This window comes from Vibrio sp. Y29_XK_CS5, assembly GCF_024181835.1.
GTDB classification, from domain to species: domain Bacteria; phylum Pseudomonadota; class Gammaproteobacteria; order Enterobacterales; family Vibrionaceae; genus Vibrio; species Vibrio harveyi.
In genome coordinates this window covers 368,567-388,329 of the sequence record NZ_JAMZAM010000006.1, presented here as the reverse complement: position 1 = coordinate 388,329, position 19,763 = coordinate 368,567, and the positions used below count along the sequence as shown (strand labels likewise).

Annotated in this window: 18 protein-coding genes, 14 tRNA genes and 2 rRNA genes; 10 read left to right on the top strand and 24 right to left on the bottom strand. The window is 45.9% G+C overall.

The annotated features are described in order from the left end of the window. From rrf (NL647_RS22490) to NL647_RS22470, 5 genes are all read left to right on the top strand, one after another. Window positions 1-112, top strand: a 5S ribosomal RNA gene (rrf, locus tag NL647_RS22490); the annotation flags it as partial. 99 nt (window positions 113-211) lie between these two features. Beyond that, window positions 212-287, top strand: a tRNA-Thr gene (locus NL647_RS22485). 17 nt (window positions 288-304) lie between these two features. Beyond that, window positions 305-421, top strand: a 5S ribosomal RNA gene (gene rrf, locus NL647_RS22480). Window positions 422-452: 31 nt separating this feature from the next. Continuing rightward, window positions 453-529, top strand: a tRNA-Asp gene (locus NL647_RS22475). Window positions 530-1,181: 652 nt separating this feature from the next. Next, the gene (locus tag NL647_RS22470; protein WP_017817589.1) at window positions 1,182-2,618 is read left to right on the top strand and encodes an NAD-dependent succinate-semialdehyde dehydrogenase; all 1,437 of its coding nucleotides are present in this window, start codon (window positions 1,182-1,184) and stop codon (window positions 2,616-2,618) included. Between the two features lie 160 nt (window positions 2,619-2,778). Here the strand turns inward: NL647_RS22470 and NL647_RS22465 are convergent. From NL647_RS22465 to mutY, 16 genes are all read right to left on the bottom strand, one after another. Further along, a tRNA-Asn gene (locus NL647_RS22465) sits at window positions 2,779-2,854 on the bottom strand. A 15-nt stretch (window positions 2,855-2,869) separates the two neighbouring features. Next, window positions 2,870-2,945, bottom strand: a tRNA-Thr gene (locus NL647_RS22460). Between the two features lie 40 nt (window positions 2,946-2,985). Continuing rightward, a tRNA-Asn gene (locus tag NL647_RS22455) sits at window positions 2,986-3,061 on the bottom strand. Between the two features lie 21 nt (window positions 3,062-3,082). Beyond that, window positions 3,083-3,158 (bottom strand) — tRNA-Thr (locus NL647_RS22450). A gap of 51 nt (window positions 3,159-3,209) precedes the next feature. Continuing rightward, window positions 3,210-3,285, bottom strand: a tRNA-Phe gene (locus NL647_RS22445). Window positions 3,286-3,518: 233 nt separating this feature from the next. Beyond that, on the bottom strand, window positions 3,519-5,144 hold the full coding sequence (locus NL647_RS22440; RefSeq protein WP_005449658.1) for a methyl-accepting chemotaxis protein: 1,626 nt from the start codon (window positions 5,142-5,144) through the stop codon (window positions 3,519-3,521). Window positions 5,145-5,436: 292 nt separating this feature from the next. Then, window positions 5,437-5,512: transfer RNA gene (locus NL647_RS22435), tRNA-Asn, on the bottom strand. 43 nt (window positions 5,513-5,555) lie between these two features. Beyond that, a tRNA-Phe gene (locus tag NL647_RS22430) sits at window positions 5,556-5,631 on the bottom strand. A 7-nt stretch (window positions 5,632-5,638) separates the two neighbouring features. Further along, a tRNA-Thr gene (locus NL647_RS22425) sits at window positions 5,639-5,714 on the bottom strand. A gap of 70 nt (window positions 5,715-5,784) precedes the next feature. Further along, a tRNA-Asn gene (locus NL647_RS22420) sits at window positions 5,785-5,860 on the bottom strand. A gap of 43 nt (window positions 5,861-5,903) precedes the next feature. Next, window positions 5,904-5,979: transfer RNA gene (locus NL647_RS22415), tRNA-Phe, on the bottom strand. 7 nt (window positions 5,980-5,986) lie between these two features. After that, window positions 5,987-6,062 (bottom strand) — tRNA-Thr (locus tag NL647_RS22410). Window positions 6,063-6,114: 52 nt separating this feature from the next. Next, a tRNA-Phe gene (locus NL647_RS22405) sits at window positions 6,115-6,190 on the bottom strand. Between the two features lie 100 nt (window positions 6,191-6,290). After that, the gene (gene mltC, locus NL647_RS22400) at window positions 6,291-7,430 is read right to left on the bottom strand and encodes a membrane-bound lytic murein transglycosylase MltC (RefSeq protein ID WP_253650689.1); all 1,140 of its coding nucleotides are present in this window, start codon (window positions 7,428-7,430) and stop codon (window positions 6,291-6,293) included. A gap of 82 nt (window positions 7,431-7,512) precedes the next feature. Continuing rightward, complete coding sequence (locus NL647_RS22395; RefSeq protein ID WP_005425792.1) at window positions 7,513-7,785, bottom strand: oxidative damage protection protein; 273 nt, start codon at window positions 7,783-7,785, stop codon at window positions 7,513-7,515. Between the two features lie 19 nt (window positions 7,786-7,804). Then, a complete protein-coding gene (gene mutY / locus NL647_RS22390; protein WP_253650688.1) occupies window positions 7,805-8,881 on the bottom strand; it encodes an A/G-specific adenine glycosylase in 1,077 nt (358 codons plus the stop codon). 203 nt (window positions 8,882-9,084) lie between these two features. On the opposite strand from mutY, the gene trmB reads away from it, so the two are divergent. The 3 genes from trmB (at window position 9,085) to glsB (ending at window position 11,867) form a co-directional block, all read left to right on the top strand. Beyond that, window positions 9,085-9,804, top strand: a complete 720-nt coding sequence (gene trmB, locus NL647_RS22385) for a tRNA (guanosine(46)-N7)-methyltransferase TrmB (RefSeq protein ID WP_005449665.1) — start codon at window positions 9,085-9,087, stop codon at window positions 9,802-9,804. Between the two features lie 11 nt (window positions 9,805-9,815). Continuing rightward, window positions 9,816-10,844 (top strand): TRM11 family methyltransferase, encoded by a 1,029-nt coding sequence (locus NL647_RS22380; RefSeq protein WP_005425798.1) that lies wholly within the window; start codon window positions 9,816-9,818, stop codon window positions 10,842-10,844. Between the two features lie 102 nt (window positions 10,845-10,946). Beyond that, the gene (glsB, locus tag NL647_RS22375; RefSeq protein WP_005425799.1) at window positions 10,947-11,867 is read left to right on the top strand and encodes a glutaminase B; all 921 of its coding nucleotides are present in this window, start codon (window positions 10,947-10,949) and stop codon (window positions 11,865-11,867) included. Window positions 11,868-12,070: 203 nt separating this feature from the next. Here the strand turns inward: glsB and hemW are convergent, their stop codons facing one another. The 7 genes from hemW to NL647_RS22340 all read right to left on the bottom strand — a co-directional run bounded on the left by hemW (window position 12,071) and on the right by NL647_RS22340 (window position 17,023). Further along, window positions 12,071-13,243 (bottom strand): radical SAM family heme chaperone HemW, encoded by a 1,173-nt coding sequence (gene hemW / locus NL647_RS22370; RefSeq protein ID WP_253650687.1) that lies wholly within the window; start codon window positions 13,241-13,243, stop codon window positions 12,071-12,073. Between the two features lie 18 nt (window positions 13,244-13,261). After that, window positions 13,262-13,864 carry an XTP/dITP diphosphatase gene (locus NL647_RS22365; protein ID WP_005436525.1) on the bottom strand — a complete coding sequence of 201 codons (603 nt, stop codon included), beginning with the start codon at window positions 13,862-13,864 and terminating at the stop codon, window positions 13,262-13,264. A 105-nt stretch (window positions 13,865-13,969) separates the two neighbouring features. Next, window positions 13,970-14,401, bottom strand: coding sequence for a DUF4426 domain-containing protein (locus NL647_RS22360; RefSeq protein ID WP_005425804.1), 432 nt, complete (start codon window positions 14,399-14,401; stop codon window positions 13,970-13,972). A 60-nt stretch (window positions 14,402-14,461) separates the two neighbouring features. Beyond that, window positions 14,462-14,752, bottom strand: a complete 291-nt coding sequence (yggU, locus tag NL647_RS22355; protein ID WP_005425805.1) for a DUF167 family protein YggU — start codon at window positions 14,750-14,752, stop codon at window positions 14,462-14,464. Beyond that, window positions 14,752-15,309 (bottom strand): YggT family protein, encoded by a 558-nt coding sequence (locus NL647_RS22350; RefSeq protein WP_050906812.1) that lies wholly within the window; start codon window positions 15,307-15,309, stop codon window positions 14,752-14,754. Before NL647_RS22350 ends, yggU begins: the two co-directional genes overlap by 1 nt. Window positions 15,310-15,362: 53 nt before the next feature. Next, window positions 15,363-16,181 (bottom strand): pyrroline-5-carboxylate reductase, encoded by an 819-nt coding sequence (gene proC, locus NL647_RS22345; protein WP_253650686.1) that lies wholly within the window; start codon window positions 16,179-16,181, stop codon window positions 15,363-15,365. Between the two features lie 131 nt (window positions 16,182-16,312). After that, window positions 16,313-17,023, bottom strand: coding sequence for a YggS family pyridoxal phosphate-dependent enzyme (locus NL647_RS22340; protein ID WP_009697582.1), 711 nt, complete (start codon window positions 17,021-17,023; stop codon window positions 16,313-16,315). A gap of 28 nt (window positions 17,024-17,051) precedes the next feature. Here NL647_RS22340 and NL647_RS22335 point away from each other — a divergent pair, with 28 nt between their 5' ends. Then, a complete protein-coding gene (locus tag NL647_RS22335) occupies window positions 17,052-18,092 on the top strand; it encodes a type IV pilus twitching motility protein PilT (protein ID WP_005425810.1) in 1,041 nt (346 codons plus the stop codon). Between the two features lie 31 nt (window positions 18,093-18,123). Continuing rightward, on the top strand, window positions 18,124-19,230 hold the full coding sequence (locus tag NL647_RS22330; protein WP_005449736.1) for a PilT/PilU family type 4a pilus ATPase: 1,107 nt from the start codon (window positions 18,124-18,126) through the stop codon (window positions 19,228-19,230). 59 nt (window positions 19,231-19,289) lie between these two features. On the opposite strand, the gene ruvX is transcribed toward NL647_RS22330, so the two are convergent. Then, entirely contained in the window at window positions 19,290-19,715 is a 426-nt protein-coding gene (gene ruvX, locus NL647_RS22325) for a Holliday junction resolvase RuvX (protein ID WP_005449738.1), read from the bottom strand. Window positions 19,716-19,763 lie beyond the last annotated feature (48 nt).

The window sequence follows — 19,763 nt, the reverse complement described above, 5'->3', positions numbered from 1 at the left end:
CGACCATAGCGATTTGGACCCACCTGATTTCCATTCCGAACTCAGAAGTGAAACGAATTAGCGCCGATGGTAGTGTGGGGCTTCCCCATGTGAGAGTAGGACATCGCCAGGCTTTAAATTTAGTTTTGCCTTTTTAAAAAAGGTGAAGACAAAAGTTAAGAGAGCCCGTTTGAAAAAGCGGGCTTTTTTAGTCCTAAAGGGACATCTTGATGCTGATATAGCTCAGGTGGTAGAGCGCATCCTTGGTAAGGATGAGGTCCCCAGTTCGAGTCTGGGTATCAGCACCATTACAATCAGAATTTTACTTGGCGACCATAGCGCTTTGGACCCACCTGACTTCCATTCCGAACTCAGAAGTGAAACGAAGTAGCGTCGATGGTAGTGTGGGGCTTCCCCATGTGAGAGTAGAACATCGCCAGGTTCTTATTTAGACTCCAGAGTCTAACCAGTGCGGAGCGGTAGTTCAGTTGGTTAGAATACCGGCCTGTCACGCCGGGGGTCGCGGGTTCGAGTCCCGTCCGCTCCGCCACTTATTTAGAAACCCAGTCTCCGGACTGGGTTTTGTCGTTTTTGAGCATAATAATTTCCTTTTCAGGGAATGAGTCCCGGTTGCCCGCAACCCCGGCCGTCCGCCACTTATTTAGAAACCCAGTCTCCGGAGTGGGTTTTGTCGTTTTTGAGCATAATAATTTCCCTTTCAGGGAATGAGTCCCGGTTGCCCGCAACCCCGGCCGTCCGCCATTTATTTAGAAGTCCAGTCTCCGGAGTGGGTTTTGTCGTTTTAGGAAACATGATTTTCTCTTATGGGAAAATAAGTCTCGCAAGGTTTTATCTGTAGCCTACAAGCTCAACCACTTATTCAGATAAAGCTCTACATTCGCACCCCAGTCTTTCCACGAGTATTGATAAATCTAACCTATCATTTGGTTACGTCTGAGATACCCTCTATTTGCTCTCTTACATCAAAGACAGGGTTTATCTAATAAAACCAAGTTTATGACCCACCAAATACTTATCTTCTTCAATCATAGCAATCTCTGTTTGTGTTCCCTTCTCTGTATCACTGGTTAACTGTACTTGGTCATCACTTCTCATATTTACGCTGAAGAAAACTTTGTTTGCTTTACTCTTATTTGTCAGAAGGATTAACCTAGTAAAGGTTCTTTTGGGAGTACAACCTAATGATGCAGCAGATACAAAGTGAAACACTAAGAGTCTTATTCGAAAGCCTGTCTTCTCAAGATGGGATTGCAGTTATTAACCCTGCGACTGAGCAAGAACTGATTCGCTTAAAACCTAGCTCTTTGGACGAGCTAGATGTGCAAATAGAAACGTGTAAAGCGGCTCAAGTTGAGTGGGAAAAACTCAGTGCTAAAGTACGTTCCGCTTCGCTGAAAAAGTGGTTTCAATTACTTGTAGAGCACACGGAAGATATTGCTAACATCATTACCTTAGAACAAGGCAAACCGCTTTCTGAAAGTCGTGGAGAAGTCGCATATGGAGCATCTTTTGTTGAATGGTTCGCAGAAGAGGCTAAGCGCGCCTATGGTGAGGTTATACCTGCACCAGCGGTAGATAGACGACTCTCTACCATTAAACAGCCTGTCGGCGTGTGTGCTGCGATTACACCATGGAATTTCCCTATTGCAATGATCACTCGAAAAGCGGCTCCTGCTTTGGCTGCGGGATGTGGGATGATCATTAAACCTTCTGAATTAACGCCTTTGACTGCTCTGGCTGTGGTTGAGCTTGCTCACCAGGCTGGCATCCCTAAAGCTCTATTGTCTACCGTTGTTTCTGAGCAAGCGGCAGAGTTTGGTTTGGTATTAAGTACCGATCCGCGAATTAAGAAGATCTCTTTCACGGGTTCGACACGTGTCGGCAAGATCTTGATGAAGCAGGCAAGTGATACGGTTAAAGCCGCTTCTATGGAATTAGGTGGCAATGCGCCTTTTATTGTTTTTGACGATGCAGATTTAGAAGCTGCGGCGAATGGCTTGATTGCCTCTAAGTTTCGTAATGCCGGACAAACCTGTGTGTGTACCAACCGCTTGTATGTGCATCAGAACGTAAAAGAGGCGTTCTTAACTAAGCTTCTAGATAAGGTAACAAGCCTGACGGTCGGTAATGGTCTTGAGAAAAATACAACTCTTGGTCCTGTGATTACAATGGCTTCTAAGCATCGTCTAGAAGCAGTGATCGATCAGGCAGTACAAGAAGGGGCAACGATGCTTAATCTGCCTCAAAAACGCTCTGGGCGCTTTATGGAGCCTGTTATCTTAGATAATGTGGAACAAGGTATGGCGATAGTGCAACAAGAGCTGTTTGGCCCGGTTCTGCCAGTCATTAGTTTTGATGATGATGAGCAAGTGCTCTCGATGGCGAATGACACTGAATATGGTTTAGCTTGTTACTTCTACACCGATAGCTTGAAGCGTATCATCAAATTTAGTGAAGGTTTGGAATATGGCATGGTGGGGGTAAATGAAGGAATTATCTCTACGGAAGTTGCGCCGTTTGGTGGGATCAAAGAATCTGGCATTGGTCGTGAAGGTGCGAAGCAAGGCATGGATGAGTATCTAGAGACGAAGTACATCTGCCTTGGCGGTTTGAGCTAGCCTTCTGCCTAGTTGTTCACTGATACGATACAACAAGAGAAAGCTGGGTATATTACCTGGCTTTTTGTTTGTTGAGATAAAGTTGGATGAAGAGGGCGGACGTTGTGAGTTTTCTTCAGACGCAAAAAAGCCGCATCAAGTGATGCGGCTTCTTTTAATATGGCTCCTCCTACTGGACTTGAACCAGTGACCTGCGGATTAACAGTCCGTCGCTCTACCAACTGAGCTAAGGAGGAACAAATTTTAATAAGTGGTGCCGACTACCGGAATCGAACTGGTGACCTACTGATTACAAGTCAGTTGCTCTACCTACTGAGCTAAGTCGGCACATTTTCGTTAATAAGTAATCGACTTACTAACCGAAAGATGGCTCCTCCTACTGGACTTGAACCAGTGACCTGCGGATTAACAGTCCGTCGCTCTACCAACTGAGCTAAGGAGGAATTATCTTGTTTAAGAATAAATGGTGCCGACTACCGGAATCGAACTGGTGACCTACTGATTACAAGTCAGTTGCTCTACCTACTGAGCTAAGTCGGCGTACCGTTATTCTTTCTATTGTTCGTGTTAGACACCAACAATTTTAAATTGTGGTGCCCGGAGGCGGAATCGAACCACCGACACGAGGATTTTCAATCCTCTGCTCTACCGACTGAGCTATCCGGGCGACGAGGTGTATTAAAAGGCTTTTCGGCTTTCAGGTCAACAATAAAATTAAAATAAATTATCGTTTGATGGATTTGTGCTCGGAGTGGGCTGTTTTTATGCATTTTGAGCAGCAATGCACCATGCTTTAAGCGCTGTTTTAAGAAAAGTAGGGCGTTCTGTCGCAAAATAAAGGCGATAAAAACAAAAAAGCACGTCTGAAAACGTGCTTTTTATTGAACAATTGACTTTAAACTAGTGCTTTACTGAGAACTTGTTCACCCAACCTTCAAGTTCATCAGCTAAAGATGCCAATGTTTGGGTGCTTGATTGGCTTTCTGTTACCACCGTATTTAGCTGGCTGCCGCTTTCTTCAATTAGGTTGATGCGGTGTGCAATGTCATCACTCACTTGCGTTTGTTCAGCCGCTGCTGTTGCAATTTGTTGGCTCATCGCAGTAATAGACTCTAATGCGGTTACTATCTGTTGAAGTGCCTCTGAGGCGTTCATTGATTCAGTTACTGTGCTTTCGCTGGTCTCGGCACAGATCTCCATTGTATGGATAGCATTGCGCGAACCCTCTTGAAGGTTAGAGATCATCTGTTGAATCTCTTTTGTACTGTCTTGCGTGCGACCTGCTAGGTTGCGTACCTCATCGGCAACAACTGCAAAGCCTCGACCTTGTTCTCCTGCACGGGCTGCTTCAATCGCGGCATTTAGCGCCAGTAGGTTAGTTTGCTCTGCAATATCGCCGATCACGTCGAGAACTTTCACGATACTGTTTACATCTTGATCAAGGTCCGCAACCGCTTTACTTGCCGTATTCAACTGAGTCGCCAACCCTTGGATGTTGTCTACAGTGCTATGGATTAATGATTGCGTGTGCTGACTCTGTTTATCTGCTTCATCGGTGTTTTGTGCTGTATCGCTTGCCGAACTTGCTACATGGTTAGCCGAAGAAGCCATTTCTGTCATTGCTGTTGCGATCATTGCCGTCGATTGTTGCTGAGACATGGTTAGATCAGCGATCGAATTAGAGCGAGACTCTACCGCTGATAGCTCTGAACGCAAGGCGTGCATTGATTCGTCCAGGTTAGTTACCATCTTAGCCAGAGATTGACTCATTTCTTGTACAGCACCATAGATGCTGTCTTTTGGTGCGGTATATTCAAAGCTGGTTTGGATATCTCCTTGAGCAACGGCTTGAACCGCTTCACGTACGTCATTTGGCTCACCGCCGAGTAGATTAAGCATCTTACGGATGGAGATAATCAACCCACCTAGTATCGCCCCCGCAATTGCTAGACACAGTGCTAGTTGCCATTGAGCTGTTGACCAGAAGCGAGCATTGACCTCATTAAACCCGATGCCAGTGCCTACCACCCAGTTCCAATGGGGCGTTTTCTCTGCAATGGAGTGTTTTTCTTCGATCGTGCCGTCAGGGAGTTTTTGTGTCCAAGTGTATTCAACGATTTGACCTGTTTTACGACCTAGGACATCTAAGATTAATTGACCAACACTGTTGCCGTCGCCATCGCGGAAATCATGGAAACTGGTGCCATGCAATTGAGGGTCGAGCGGTGCTGCCACAAAAATCATGTTTTCGTCGGCAACATAAACGTATTCGTTGTCTTTGTAGATATTGTTGCGAAGTAGGCGAGTAGCCAATGCTTTGGCTTCATCTTCAGGCATCTTGCCTTCCACTGCCATTTTCTCAACTTCAGTTAGAATGCTGTATGCACTCTTAAATAGCTCAGTCACTCGAGCTTTGTTATCAAGGTTACTTGCGACGCGTAGTGTCCAAAGACCTGTTGCAGTAAGAGCAAGTAACGCAATCAAGATGATTGCAGATAATAAATAGGCTTGAGTTTTTAATTTCATAGTTAGCTCACGAGACGTATTTAATACTATGCAATGCATAGCTTATTAGGGGGCGTAATAATAAATTCATCATATTGAAGATGTATACACGCGCCTATGCATCAATGTTGAAACTATGATTTGGATTAAATTTTTAGCGTGAAATAAGTGTGTTTTATCAAATGAATCTTGAGTTTATAAGGGTTTTTGAAGGGGAGGAGTCTTAAAGTTAAATGGAGATACTGAAAGTAGATAAGTATTTTTATAATGCAGATAAGAAAAAAGCCAAGTCCGAAGACTTGGCTTTCAAAGTTGGCTCCTCCTACTGGACTTGAACCAGTGACCTGCGGATTAACAGTCCGTCGCTCTACCAACTGAGCTAAGGAGGAACTATTCTGTTTTGTGTCTTGCTTTAAGCAAGTGCACCAAATATGGTGCCTCGAGGCGGAATCGAACCACCGACACGAGGATTTTCAATCCTCTGCTCTACCGACTGAGCTATCGAGGCAAAAGAATGGTGCCGACTACCGGAATCGAACTGGTGACCTACTGATTACAAGTCAGTTGCTCTACCTACTGAGCTAAGTCGGCGTACCGTTTTCTTTTTTGAAGAGTAAACTCTCCATTTTTTAGAATCTCATTTACATGAAACTCTAGAAGTTGGCTCCTCCTACTGGACTTGAACCAGTGACCTGCGGATTAACAGTCCGTCGCTCTACCAACTGAGCTAAGGAGGAACTATTCTGTTTTGTGTCTTACTTTAAGCAAGCGCACCAAATATGGTGCCTCGAGGCGGAATCGAACCACCGACACGAGGATTTTCAATCCTCTGCTCTACCGACTGAGCTATCGAGGCAAAAGAATGGTGCCGACTACCGGAATCGAACTGGTGACCTACTGATTACAAGTCAGTTGCTCTACCTACTGAGCTAAGTCGGCGTACCGTTTTCTTTTTTAACTGTTCGTGCTAAGCACCAACAATTTTAAATTGTGGTGCCCGGAGGCGGAATCGAACCACCGACACGAGGATTTTCAATCCTCTGCTCTACCGACTGAGCTATCCGGGCGACGGAGCGCTATTAAACGGATTTTCCCGCTTTGCGTCAACCACTTTTTTTAAATAATTTCAAAAAAGTGGTTGTTCGAACGCTTTTTATTCAACTGTCACTACAAAGTGTGTCCGGAGTTAAATTCCTTTTTGAAATTTGTAACTTTTTCTAGGTAACGACGCGCTTCTGCGTTCGGGTGTTTCTTGGTAAGTGCCCAATAAACTTGGTTTGGTTGCAAAGAATTTAAATCTCTCATCGCGCGTTTGCGATCAGTGCGATGGAAAGTGTTCAAAACACCACCAGTTCCGCCATTATAGGCAGAAATCATGCTGTATTCTAATGAAGTTGGATGCTGTACGTCTTTTAAATAACGGTTCTTAAGGATGTAAAAGTAAGCCGTTCCAGTATCAATATTGTTTTCTGGGTTAAATAAGTATTCAGGACTTGGCTGCCCAGAACGATTCTTCACTAGCTTAAATACGTCTCGACCTGCTGTTTTAGGTACGACTTGCATCAAGCCATATGCATTTGCCCAACTTACTGCGTATGGGTTAAAGCTACTTTCGGTTTTGATGATGGCGTAAATCAAATCTTCAGGAATATCGTATCTCTTTGATGCACGACGTACGATGTCCGCATATTGGTAACTGCGCTGCGAGAAGTGATCTTCTACCATCGGAATTTCAACGTAATACGCTTTCTTAAAGTCGACATCTTTAGTTTTGACTTGGTTGGCGATCAAGTAATCGGCAAAGCGATTTGCTCGCCATGACCACTGAATCGGCTTTTTGTCTTGGTCGACAACCTGCTTATACAGGAAAGGTTGCCCCTCAAGTTTGATCTCTTTAGAAGAGAATAAGTCGACATTAGCCGGGTCATCTGGCGTTAACAACGTGGTGATAATGGCGTTCTTTAGGTGTTTTTGCGGTTCGGTGGGAGAAACCGTTTCGATGGTAATAACACCTTTTTGGAAGTCGACTTCAGCACGACTCAAATAATTATCGATGTATTTTACGTAATTGCTTTTACCGGCAAACTTCACTTCACGTTGCCCCCAACGTTTCTTAATGTTGCCTGAGAAGCTGTTGATCAGTACGTCGAGTGCATCGGTATCTTTTTCAAACTGTCCCGGCAATTCTGCAAGGTTGTTAGCAAAACGGTTGGTTGGCTCGTAATCGACGTCGTAAATTTTTTCGACGAATTCACGGCTACAACCAGCCATTAAAAGTGCAGTAGCGATAAAGGCAATCTTTTTCATAGTTATTAGGGTTGTTAGACGTTAATACAAAAATGACACCACAAGGTTGGTTGTGATGTCATTGTTTTAAAACAAGTTTGCTTTATTCGCTTGGTGGCGTGTAGCCTTCGATGTGTACATCTTTACCTTCAAACAGGAAATTCACCATCTCTGTTTCAAGTTGTTTACGATGCTCAGGATCCATCATGTTAAGCTTCTTCTCATTGATCAACATCGTTTGTTTGTGTTGCCACTGAGCCCAAGCTTCTTTCGAGATATTATCGAAAATACGTTTACCTAGTTCACCTGGGTAAAGTTGAAAGTCTAGACCTTCGCCTTCTTTCTTTAGTCGAGCACAAAAAACAGTGCGGCTCATAATGACTCCTTGCAATTAATTAACGAAGCTCGTGGGGCAGAGCTTCCAGTAAGAGTTTTACTGGGGCTGCCAAACCGACTTCTTCAGGTTTAGATAAGTTATACCAAAGACCTTTGTTACCTTCCATCACCACATTAGGTTGCTTTGACAGGTCAATCAAAATCGGCGTGATATCAAGGTGGTAATGACTGAATGTGTGGCGGAATGTAATTAGAGTCTCTTGATGTTTAATATCGTTGGCTTGAATACCACGTTGTTCCAGTAGTAATTCAATATCGATCTCTACATCAATATGTTCGGTTTGTGGGAAACAAAAGAGCCCACCCCAAATACCTGTCTGCGGTCTTTGTTCTAGCCACACTTCGTGACTATCACCATTTTTGTGGTGCAGCATGACGAAACGTGTCTGCTTAACCGGCTTGTCTTTCTTCGGCTTCTTACCAGGGTAATCAAGCACATTACCTTGTTTTTTTGCTATACAAAGTTCGTTGACCGGACACAAGGTGCACTTAGGCTTACTGCGGGTACACATCATGGCACCCATATCCATCATGGCTTGGTTATATTTGTCGACATCCGTTTGTGGTGTGTGCGTTTCTGCGATTTCCCATAATTGATTCTCGACTTTCTTTTGTCCTGGCCATCCATCAACAGCAAAGCAGCGTGAAAGTGTGCGTTTTACGTTGCCGTCCAATATTGCATGCGGCTGTTTATAGACAGACGACAGTACCGCAGCTGCGGTGGAGCGACCAATCCCCGGTAGGGCATTCATTTGCTCTAGGTCTAGAGGGAACTCACCATTGTATTTATGGGCGACCTCTTTCGCAGCTTTATGAAGGTTACGAGCTCGCGCGTAATAGCCTAAGCCGGTCCAAAGATGCAGCACTTCATCTTGCTCGGCATTAGCAAGATCGACCACGGTCGGGAAGCGCTCCAAAAAGCGTTGGTAATAAGGAATAACCGTAGTGACCTGGGTTTGCTGAAGCATGATTTCAGACAACCAGACACTATAAGCGGTCTTGTTTTGTTGCCACGGAAGATCTTTTCTTCCATATGCGTCATACCATTCTAAGATGGCACTGGCGAAAGGTGTCACGACTTGCTCTGTATTCTATTATTGGTTAAGAGCAAAATTGCACCACAGATTGTGGTGTAAGTACAACAGATAAACTGTGGGGATATTGTGTTTGGTTTGTATGCTTTTGGGCTGCCATAGTCCGATAGCTCAACAAATACTTGCACCTAAGTGAATTCTTTGGATAATCCCCGCTTTGATTAATCAATGTGCAGGCAAAATCAATGAGTGAAGTAACCACTAACGAATACAACGAAGACGGTAAAATGATCCGTAAAATCCGCAGTTTCGTGCGTCGCGAAGGTCGTCTAACTAAGGGCCAAGAAAATGCGATGAACGAGTGCTGGCCAACAATGGGTATCGACTACAAAGCAGAACTTCTTGATTGGAAAGAAGTGTTTGGCAACGATAACCCAGTAGTGCTTGAAATCGGTTTTGGTATGGGTGCTTCATTGGTTGAAATGGCAAAGAACGCGCCAGAGAAAAACTTCATCGGTATCGAAGTTCATAGTCCAGGCGTTGGTGCTTGTCTTGCAGATGCTCGCGAAGCCGGTATCACGAACCTACGTGTAATGTGTCACGATGCGGTAGAAGTATTCGAACACATGATCCCAAATGGCAGCCTAGCAACGCTACAACTGTTCTTCCCAGACCCATGGCACAAAAAGCGTCACCACAAGCGCCGTATCGTACAGCTTGAGTTCGCTGAAATGGTTCGTCAGAAGCTTATTCTTAATGAAGGTATCTTCCACATGGCGACAGACTGGGAAAACTACGCTGAGCACATGATTGAAATCATGAACCAAGCACCTGGTTTCGAAAACATCGCTGAAGAAGGCGACTTCATTCCTCGCCCAGAAGAACGTCCACTGACTAAGTTTGAAGCTCGCGGTCACCGTCTAGGTCACGGTGTGTGGGATATCAAATTCAAGCGTACTGCTTAAGGAGCCAGTAGATGTACCACTACGCGATATTAGCGAATCCGGGTCATAACCGTATTTACTTTGATAGCGCAATGACGATTGCATGTTCTGAGCTGAAAGCAATTTTGGCGTCGGAAGGTGTTGAAGTAACTGAAATTGGCAACAAAGACGTAGGTCTGCCTGCAGCACTTGTGTTCTCTTGCGAAACGGAACTAAGTGAAGCACAGGCAGGCAAGATTGCTGCGTCATCTATCTACTACGCGCTATTTGAAGTGCGTGAAGATGGCTTATTACGTCCAATTCAGGCGCCTGCATTCAATACTTTCCCTGAGAGCATGAGTCAGATCCTGCGCTACACAGGTAAAACAAACGAGCAGTTTACGCGTTTGATGGTGAACCTAGGCGTCAGTGCTGCCAACACGGGCAGTGCGCAATTGACGCTGATGGATCCTATGTGTGGTAAAGGTACAACACTGTTTGAAGGTTTGATCCACGGCTTGAATGTTGTGGGTGTTGAGATCAACCAGAAATGGGTTCAAGAGATCCAAACCTTCATCGTTAAGTTCATGAAGAACGGTCGCTTTAAGCACAAAGTGAGCAAAGAAAAGCGCACTTCTGGTGGTAAAAAAGTGGCAGATGGCTTCGTGGTTGAGGCTGCAGCAGACAAAGACGATTACAACAAAGGTAATCTTCAAACGATGAAGCTGTACTCAGCAGATACGCGTATTGCAGACCAAGTTGTGAAGAAAAACTCGGTAGATGTGATGGTGTCTGACTTGCCTTACGGCGTGCAGCACGGCAGCAAAAATGCCAAAGACAGCAAACTGAACCGCAGCCCACTGGAGCTTCTAAAAGAGGCTCTGCCTGCATGGAAAGTGGTTCTGAAGAAGCAAGGTTCTGTAGTGCTGTCTTTCAACGAATTTACCTTGAAGTGGAAAGACGTGGCGGCATTATTTGAAGAGCAAGGGTGGAAGGTACTTTCAGAAGAGCCTTACATCGGTTATCTTCACCGTGTTGATCAATCCATCAACCGCAACATCATTGTGGCAATAAAACCATAATCGACTTGAGTCGAATCAATTCCATGGAAAAGCCAACGTCCGCGTTGGCTTTTTTTACCTCTGAACTCAGCCATTTGGGTTCTTGTGACAAGAAGGTAGAAGATGAAACCTACAGCGCAAATTTTGACAGACATTCTAGCGGAAGTTCGCCCTCTAATTGGTCAAGGCAAAGTCGCCGACTACATTCCCGCATTGGCAAAAGTACCTAATACCAAACTGGGTATTGCGGTATACACCAATGAGGGTGAAGTGATTAAAGCGGGCGATGCAGAAGAGTCATTTTCGATTCAGTCGATCTCAAAAGCGTTGAGCCTGACTCTGGCAATGTGCTTGTACAAGCAAGAAGAGATCTGGTGTCGTGTAGGTAAAGAGCCTTCTGGTCAAGCGTTTAACTCGATGATCCAGTTAGAGATGGAGCAGGGCATTCCACGTAACCCGTTCATTAACGCTGGTGCTATTGTGGTTGCTGATTTGCTGCAAAGCCGTCTCTCTGCGCCTCGTCAGCGTTTATTGGAATTTGCTCGTCAGCTATCTGGTGATACTCATATCGTATACGACAAAGTGGTTGCAGCGTCTGAAATGATGCATGGTGACCGTAACGCTGCGATTGCGTACTTGATGCGTTCATTTGGTAACTTCGAGAACGAGGTTATCCCTGTTCTGCAAAACTACTTCCATGCGTGTGCATTGAAGATGAGCTGTGTCGATCTCGCAAAGACCTTTAGCTACTTAGCCAATAAAGGTACGTCGGTGCAAACGGGTAAGCCTGTGGTATCACCAACGCAAACCAAGCAGTTGAATGCACTACTAGCAACATGTGGTTTGTACGATGGTGCTGGAGAATTTGCTTACCGCGTTGGTATGCCGGGTAAGTCAGGTGTTGGTGGTGGCATCATCGCTGTCGTACCGGGTGAAATGACGATTGCTGTTTGGTCTCCAGAGCTTGATGCATCTGGTAACTCACTCGCTGGCACTAAAGCACTTGAACTACTTGCCGAGCGCATTGGTCGTTCGATTTTCTAAGGAAAAGAGACGAGAAGCGAGATCGGACTTCGTCCTTGTGGATTAGGGACTTAGGAACGCTTCGCTTTAGATAAGTGTTGTTACGAATAAAAGAAAAGGTTGGCGTTTGAGCGCCAACCCTTTTTGTTTCTGTCTAGGTAAATGTAGTCATACATTTCGTTTCTCGAAGGACCCAGCCCGTTCCCGAATCTCGATTCCCTTTCTTATTCCTCTTCCACCATAAAGGCTTCAAGCAAATCATTGAGGAACAGCTTACCTTTCTCGGTAATTTGCCAGTGAGTCTCTGTTTCACTCAGATAACCCATCTCAAGTGCCCAATCGATAGTCTCTTGAATTGAGCTCAACGGCAGACCTGTTGTATCGATGTAGTCTTGTTTCGGGCACGCTTCCATTAAGCGGAAACGGTTCATAAAGAACTCAAACGGGCGATCTTCATCAGCCACAAGCTGTTCACTATCCAGATATGGCTTCACCATGTTTTGATATGCCATCAGGTAGCCACGTGGGTGCTTGACCTTAGTGGTACGAACAATGCGACCATCAGCAAAGCTCAGCTTGCCGTGTGAGCCGCAGCCAATGCCAAGGTAGTCACCAAAGCGCCAGTAGTTCAGGTTATGCTGACACTGATAGCCCGGCTTGCTGTAACCAGAAATCTCGTATTGAACATAATCCGCCGCTGCGAGTTTCTCATGTCCTTGTTCGAAGATATCCCACAAGTCATCGTCATCTGGCAGAGTCGGTGGCTTGTAGTAGAACATGGTATTTGGTTCGATGGTCAGCTGATACCAAGACAGGTGCGGTGGCGCCAACTCAATCGCCTTGTCCAAATCAGCCAAGGCTTGTTCGATGCTTTGATCTGGTAAGCCGTGCATGAGATCGAGGTTAAAGCTATTCAAGCCGATTTGGTGCGCCAGCTTAGCGGCATTGACGGCTTCGTCTTGACCGTGAATGCGCCCCAAACGCTCAAGCTTCTGTTGCTCAAAGCTTTGCACACCGATAGAGATGCGCGTTACACCAGCCTTGCGGTAGCCAACAAAACGCTCAGCTTCAATGGTGCCTGGGTTAGCTTCCATGGTGATTTCGATTTCAGGCTTGAACGGAATACGCGCTTCAATGCCCTTAAGCAGACGCTCGATGCCTTCTGCCGAAATCAAACTCGGCGTACCACCACCAATGAAGATTGAATGCAGTGGACGTGGCGCTTCGTTGAGGTGGTATTTCTCAATGTCGGTATCCAAGTCTTCAAGAAGGGCATTGATGTACTCTTCTTCTGGGATCTCGGCTTTGAGAGCGTGAGAGTTAAAGTCGCAATATGGGCACTTTTGTACACACCACGGGATGTGTACATACAAGCTCAGTGCTGGGGGCGTTAACATGGTCTAATTCGCTCGTGATTACTGAGACACTTGCTCAGAAAGTTGAGCAAACAACGACTTGAGCGCTTTACCACGGTGAGACAGTTGCTTCTTACGTGCTGGCTCAAGTTCGGCTGACGCGCAGTTGTCTTCAGGTACGAAGAAGATTGGGTCGTAGCCAAAGCCATTTTCACCGTGTGCTTCAGTTAGAATGCGACCTTCCCATTTACCGTGACAAACGATAGGGGTTGGATCGTTCTCGTGACGCATCAAAACCAATACGCAGTGGAAACGAGCGGTGCGCTCTGCTTCTGGTACGCCTTCCATTGCTTTAAGCAGCTTCTCTAGGTTCTCTTGGTCAGAGGCTTTTTCACCTGCATAACGCGCAGAGTAAATGCCCGGAGCGCCTTTCAAGAAATCGACTTCTAAGCCAGAGTCGTCCGCAATCGCAGGAAGACCCGTTTCTTGTGCTGCATGGCGAGCTTTGATGATCGCGTTTTCGATGAAAGTCGTGCCAGTTTCTGCTACTTCAGATACGTTGAATTCACTTTGCGCCAATACTTCAAAACCGAAGTCAGACAGCAGATCTGCCATCTCACGAACTTTGCCTTGGTTGCCTGTTGCTAGCACTATCTTTTTCATGGTCGTCTCTTTCTGTAGCGATAAAGGGAGAACGCAGTGTTCTCCCTGATTAAATTGGTTCTAGAGTTATGATGTTCTAAAAGCTTTTAGATCATCACAACCCAATTACTCTTCGACATAAAATTTCTGGGTGAATTTAAGCTTACCTGAGCCTTTGTTTCCAGCTTTAACGTCAATATCGAAGGTAAAAGTTTCTTCGTTAGTAATACCGAGCTCTGCTAGGTAGTAAATCGCATCGCCTTCTTTCACTTCACGGAAGGTGAGCTTTTGCGTTTGACCGATAAGGTTCTTCGCCTGACCACTGATTTTAGCTTCAACGGCTGGCTTACCCAGAGAGGCACTGTCTAGCACACTGATGTTCAGTACTGCATTGTAGCCGTTGCGCTTGATGTCGTAGCTACGGGCGATCTTTGGGGTTAAAAAGGTCGAGTTAAACGCGATGTAGTGGACCTCGATGTCTTTCATGGTTTTGAACTGACCTGCCATGCTTGGTAAAGACAACAGGCTGATCAGTAGGGCGGTAATCCATTTGCTCATTATCACTTCCTCGGAATCGGGCGTTTTATTATTGGTACGAATTTCGTAAATAAAAAGCCATCAAATGATGGCTTTAATTTCTGTAGGTATTTGTACTGGGGATTCTATCCGAATTTGTTTATGACGTCCCAGTTCACCTTTTTCTATGTGAACCAAACCTTTAGCAACTTTAAATTGTTTGGCTAAAAACTTGGTTAGGTGTGCATTCGCTTTACCATCGACAGGCGGTGCGGTGATGGCAATTTTGAGCTCTTCACCATGCAAGCCGACGATCTTATCGCGGCTTGCTTTTGGTTGGATGTAGAGCCGAAGCACCACATCCTCGCCGTCATGCCAAACTGCTTCTGACATTATAGTTGGTACCAGATAGGACCAATCATGTCGCCCATCAGGAAGTTGGCAAATTGTAGACCAATGAACAGCACAAGCACGCTCAAGTCGAAGCCACCCATTGCTGGGATGATGCGACGGATTGGCGCTAGCATTGGCTCAGTTAGCTGGTGGAATACGTACTCGATAGGGCTGCGACCTTGGCTAACCCAGCTCAGGATTGCACGGATCAATAGTACCCAGAACAACAAGCCGCCAGCGGCTTTAATCAGAGACAATAAGCCTAGGAATAGGAAATCCATGCTGAATGAAACCGAACCGCTAGAAGCGATCAGGATCAGCGCAACAAACTTAAGCACACACAGTACGTAAGCGAACAGTACTGTCGCTAGGTCGATGCTGCCGATGGATGGGATCAAACGGCGCAGCGGTCCCACAACCGGTTGGGTTGCTTTGACGATGAACTGCGAGAATGGGTTGTAGAAATCTGCACGAGCAGCTTGCAACCATATACGCAAAATGACGACCATGATGTACAGGTCAAATAGGGTTGAGATGAGAAAACTCATTGAATTCATAAGGTACCCTTAACAAGTAAGTGAGTGACACAGAGTGGGTATCACTCAAGTCATTAAAACAGTTTTTCCATTTCTTCAGCGCGAGCAACCGCAGCTTGCATTGCTTTCGCCACAATATCAGACAGTTGGTGCTCGTTGAACGTACGTAGCGCTTCTGCCGTTGTGCCACCTTTTGATGTCACGTTCTCGCGTAGCGTTGAAAGCTCAGTTTCTGGATTTTCCACTACCATGCTTGCTGCGCCAAGTGCTGCTTGCTGAACCAACGTGCGAGCCGTGTCTTTATCGAAACCTTGAGCAATTGCTTCTGCTTGCATCGCTTCCATAAACAGGAAGAAGTAAGCTGGTGCGCTACCTGCCGCGGCAATCACATTGTTGATGCCAGATTCTTGTTCGACCCAGCATACCTTACCGCAGGCTTGCATTAGCTCTGCCGCGAAGGCTTTATCTTGTTCTTGCACATGTTCAGGCGCGTAAAGACCACTCATGCCCATACCAAGTTGCGATGGTGTATTTGGCATCACGCGAACCAAGTTGAGCTTAGTCGCTAGCATGTCATCCAAGTGTGAACAGTTGATGCCAGCCGCAATAGAGATAACCAGTTTATTGCTGAAGTCGATAGATTGCAGTGGTTTACACACTTCTTCCATCATTTGTGGCTTCACAGACAATACCACAACATCCGCTTCTGTCGCGGCTGCGATGTTATCGCTGGTGGTACGGATACCAAAGTTTTGCTCAAGAGGTTGGCGACGTGTCTCCGATGGGGCGGTCGCAATGATGTTCTGTGCTGGGTAGCCATTTGCTACGAGACCAGAAACAATCGCACGCACCATGTTTCCCGCGCCGATAAAGGCAATCTTTTTATGTTCCATATGTCTGATTTCCAAATATAAATTCTTACAATTTGTTGTGCGCTCAGGTGTATAATTGCACCACTTTGCTCTGAGTGCCGAAATAGAAGGCACTCAGACTCAAATTCGCAGTGTCTAACAACGAGTCGCTTTTATTGCTGTTTGCTGTAGTCGCGCGCGCCAAAAATCGCTGTGCCAATTCGCACCATAGTGCTACCTGCTTCGATTGCCGCATCCATGTCTCCGCTCATACCCATGGATAGCGTGTCGACATCCGGGTACTGCTGGGCTAGCTTTTGCTTTAGCTCTTCAAGTTGCTTAAATGCGCGAAGTTGCGATTCGTAATCTGGCACGTTGGCAGGAATCGACATCAACCCTCTTAACGTGAGGTTTGGAAGGCGAGAAATCAACTCAGCCAGTTCGAATATTTCTGCATCAGCAACGCCAGATTTTGACTCTTCACCACTGGTGTTAACTTGAATCAGAACTTGCAGTGGTTTTAGCTCGCTTGGACGCTGGTCATTGAGGCGTTGAGCGATCTTAGCGCGATCAATGGTGTGAACCCAATCGAAATGTTCAGCAACAGGGCGTGATTTATTGGATTGAATTGGACCAATGAAGTGCCATTCGATTCGATTATCTGGATAATGCTCGGCAAAGTGCTGAACTTTACTGACGCCCTCTTGGACGTAGTTTTCACCAAACGCCTCTTGGCCAGCTTGGTAAGCTTCGAGAATTGCCTCGACAGGTTTAGTTTTGCTTACTGCTAGAAGTTGCACTGACTCTGGAGCACGACCGCATTTTTGTTCGTCGTGTCGAATTTGAGAGGTGATATGTTCAATGTTTTGTTGAATACTACTCATAGCTGTACTTTAGACTTAAGGATTTTAAATGGATATCACTGAGTTACTGGATTTTAGTGTAAAACATAATGCTTCGGATCTACATCTTTCTGCAGGTGTACCACCAATGGTTCGTATTGATGGTGATGTAAGAAAGCTGGGCATTCCAGCGTTTACACACCAAGAAGTGCATCGTTTGGTTTTTGAAATCATGAACGATGCGCAGCGCAGTGAGTTCGAAGAAAAACTCGAAGTCGATTTTTCATTTGAATTGCATAACGTTGGCCGTTTTCGTGTCAACGCTTTCAACCAATCTCGCGGTTGTGCGGCTGTGTTCCGTACCATCCCAAGTAGCATTCCAACACTGGAAGAGCTAGAAGCCCCAGAGATCTTCAGAAAGATTGCCAATGCTGAAAAAGGCCTGGTATTGGTTACCGGTCCAACGGGTTCTGGTAAATCGACTACCTTGGCAGCCATTGTTGACTACATTAACCGTAATCACAATAAGCACGTCCTAACAATTGAAGATCCGATTGAATTTGTTCACACCAACAATAAGTGTCTGATCAACCAACGTGAAGTACACCGTGATACACACAGCTTCCAAAACGCACTGCGCAGCGCATTACGTGAAGACCCGGATGTGATTCTAGTTGGTGAGATGCGTGATAAAGAAACCATCAGTTTGGCGCTGACGGCTGCTGAAACGGGTCACCTTGTTTTTGGTACGCTGCACACTAGCTCAGCAGCGAAAACCATCGACCGTATTATCGACGTATTCCCAGGTAGTGACAAAGACATGGTGCGTTCGATGCTGTCGGAGTCGCTGCGTTCGGTTATTGCACAAAAACTGTTAAAACGTAATGGTGGTGGTCGTATTGCTTGTCATGAAATCATGATGGCGACACCTGCGATCCGTAACCTTATTCGTGAAGACAAAGTCGCGCAGATGTATTCGATCATTCAGACCGGTGCGGCGCATGGCATGCAGACCATGGAGCAGAATGCTCGTCAATTGATGGCGCAAGGCATGGTATCGCGTGAAGAAGTGGATAAGAAAGTTGAAATTGAAGCGCAGCAATTCTCGTAACGAATTACTTAGGAAATAGCGAATACGGACGATGGATCTGAATAAATTTCTCGAAGGCATGCTGGCGTTAAAAGCGTCGGATCTATACATCACTGTCGGTGCCCCGATCTTGTTTCGTGTGGATGGCGAATTGCGTCCGCAAGGCGATAAGCTGAGCGAAAATGACGTAGCCTTGTTGCTTGATAGTGCGATGGACCCGGATCGACGACAGGAGTTTCGCAAAAGCCGTGAGTCGAACTTTGCCATTGTCCGTGATTGCGGTCGCTTCCGTGTCAGTGCCTTCTTCCAACGTGAATTACCGGGAGCCGTCATTCGTCGTATTGAAACCAATATTCCAACGTTTGAGCAGCTTAAGTTGCCTTTGGTGCTGCAAGATCTTGCAATTGCCAAGCGTGGTTTGGTGCTGGTGGTTGGTGCGACAGGCTCTGGTAAGTCGACCACCATGGCTGCGATGACGGGTTATCGCAACAACAACAAGACTGGTCATATTCTTACGGTAGAAGACCCAATTGAATTTGTGCATGAGCATAAACGTTGTATTGTGACTCAGCGTGAAGTGGGCTTGGATACTGACAGCTATGAAGTGGCGTTGAAGAACTCGTTGCGTCAGGCACCAGACATGATTTTGATTGGTGAGATCCGAAGCCGAGAAACGATGGAATACGCAATGACCTTTGCTGAAACTGGTCACTTGTGCATGGCTACATTGCACGCCAACAACGCAAACCAAGCGCTTGAACGTATTTTGCACTTGGTGCCGAAAGACCAGAAAGATCAGTTCTTGTTTGATCTGTCGATGAACTTAAAAGGCGTAGTAGGTCAGCAGTTGATCCGTGATAAGAACGGTCAGGGGCGTCATGGCGTGTTTGAGATCTTATTAAATAGCCCGCGTGTATCCGATCTGATCCGTCGAGGCGATCTTCATGAGTTGAAAGCAACCATGGCTCGATCCAATGAATTTGGGATGTTGACCTTCGACCAATCGCTCTACAAGTTAGTGATGCAAGGTAAGATCAGTGAAGAAGATGCATTGCACAGTGCGGACTCTGCCAACGATCTGCGTTTGATGTTGAAGACGCAACGTGGTGAAGCATTCTCTACGGGCAGTTTGGCGAACGTTAAGATCGATATGGATTAATCCAATTCAGAAACGAAAAAGGTTGGCGAAACCAACCTTTTTCATTGTGCTTGAAGTGTTTACTCACCCCAAAGGTTTTCAAACCAACTCTCAAGAATCACGACCGCTGATTGGCAGTCGATATTGCCTTTCGATAGCGCTTTGTAGCCACCCATACTGAACAACTCTGCGCGTGCTTCTGCTGTTGATAGGCGTTCATCATGCAATTCAACGGGTAAGCCGTAACGACCGTGCAGGCGATTGGCGAACTTCTTCGCTCGTGGCGTGATGGTTTCTAAGTCTTTACCGTGCAAGTCTGTTGGCAAACCCACCACCAATAGGTCTGGTTGCCACTCTTTAATTTGTTTCTCGATGTCGTCCCAGTTTGGAATGCCGTCATTCGCTTTGAATGCTTTAAGTGGGGAAGCCGTGCCGGTGATTTCTTGCCCGATAGCACTACCAATGCTCTTGGTACCGAAATCGAAGGCCATGATTGTGCGTGACATAATGTGTCTCGAATCTAACTAAATAAAATAGGTTGAGTGTGGAAGCGC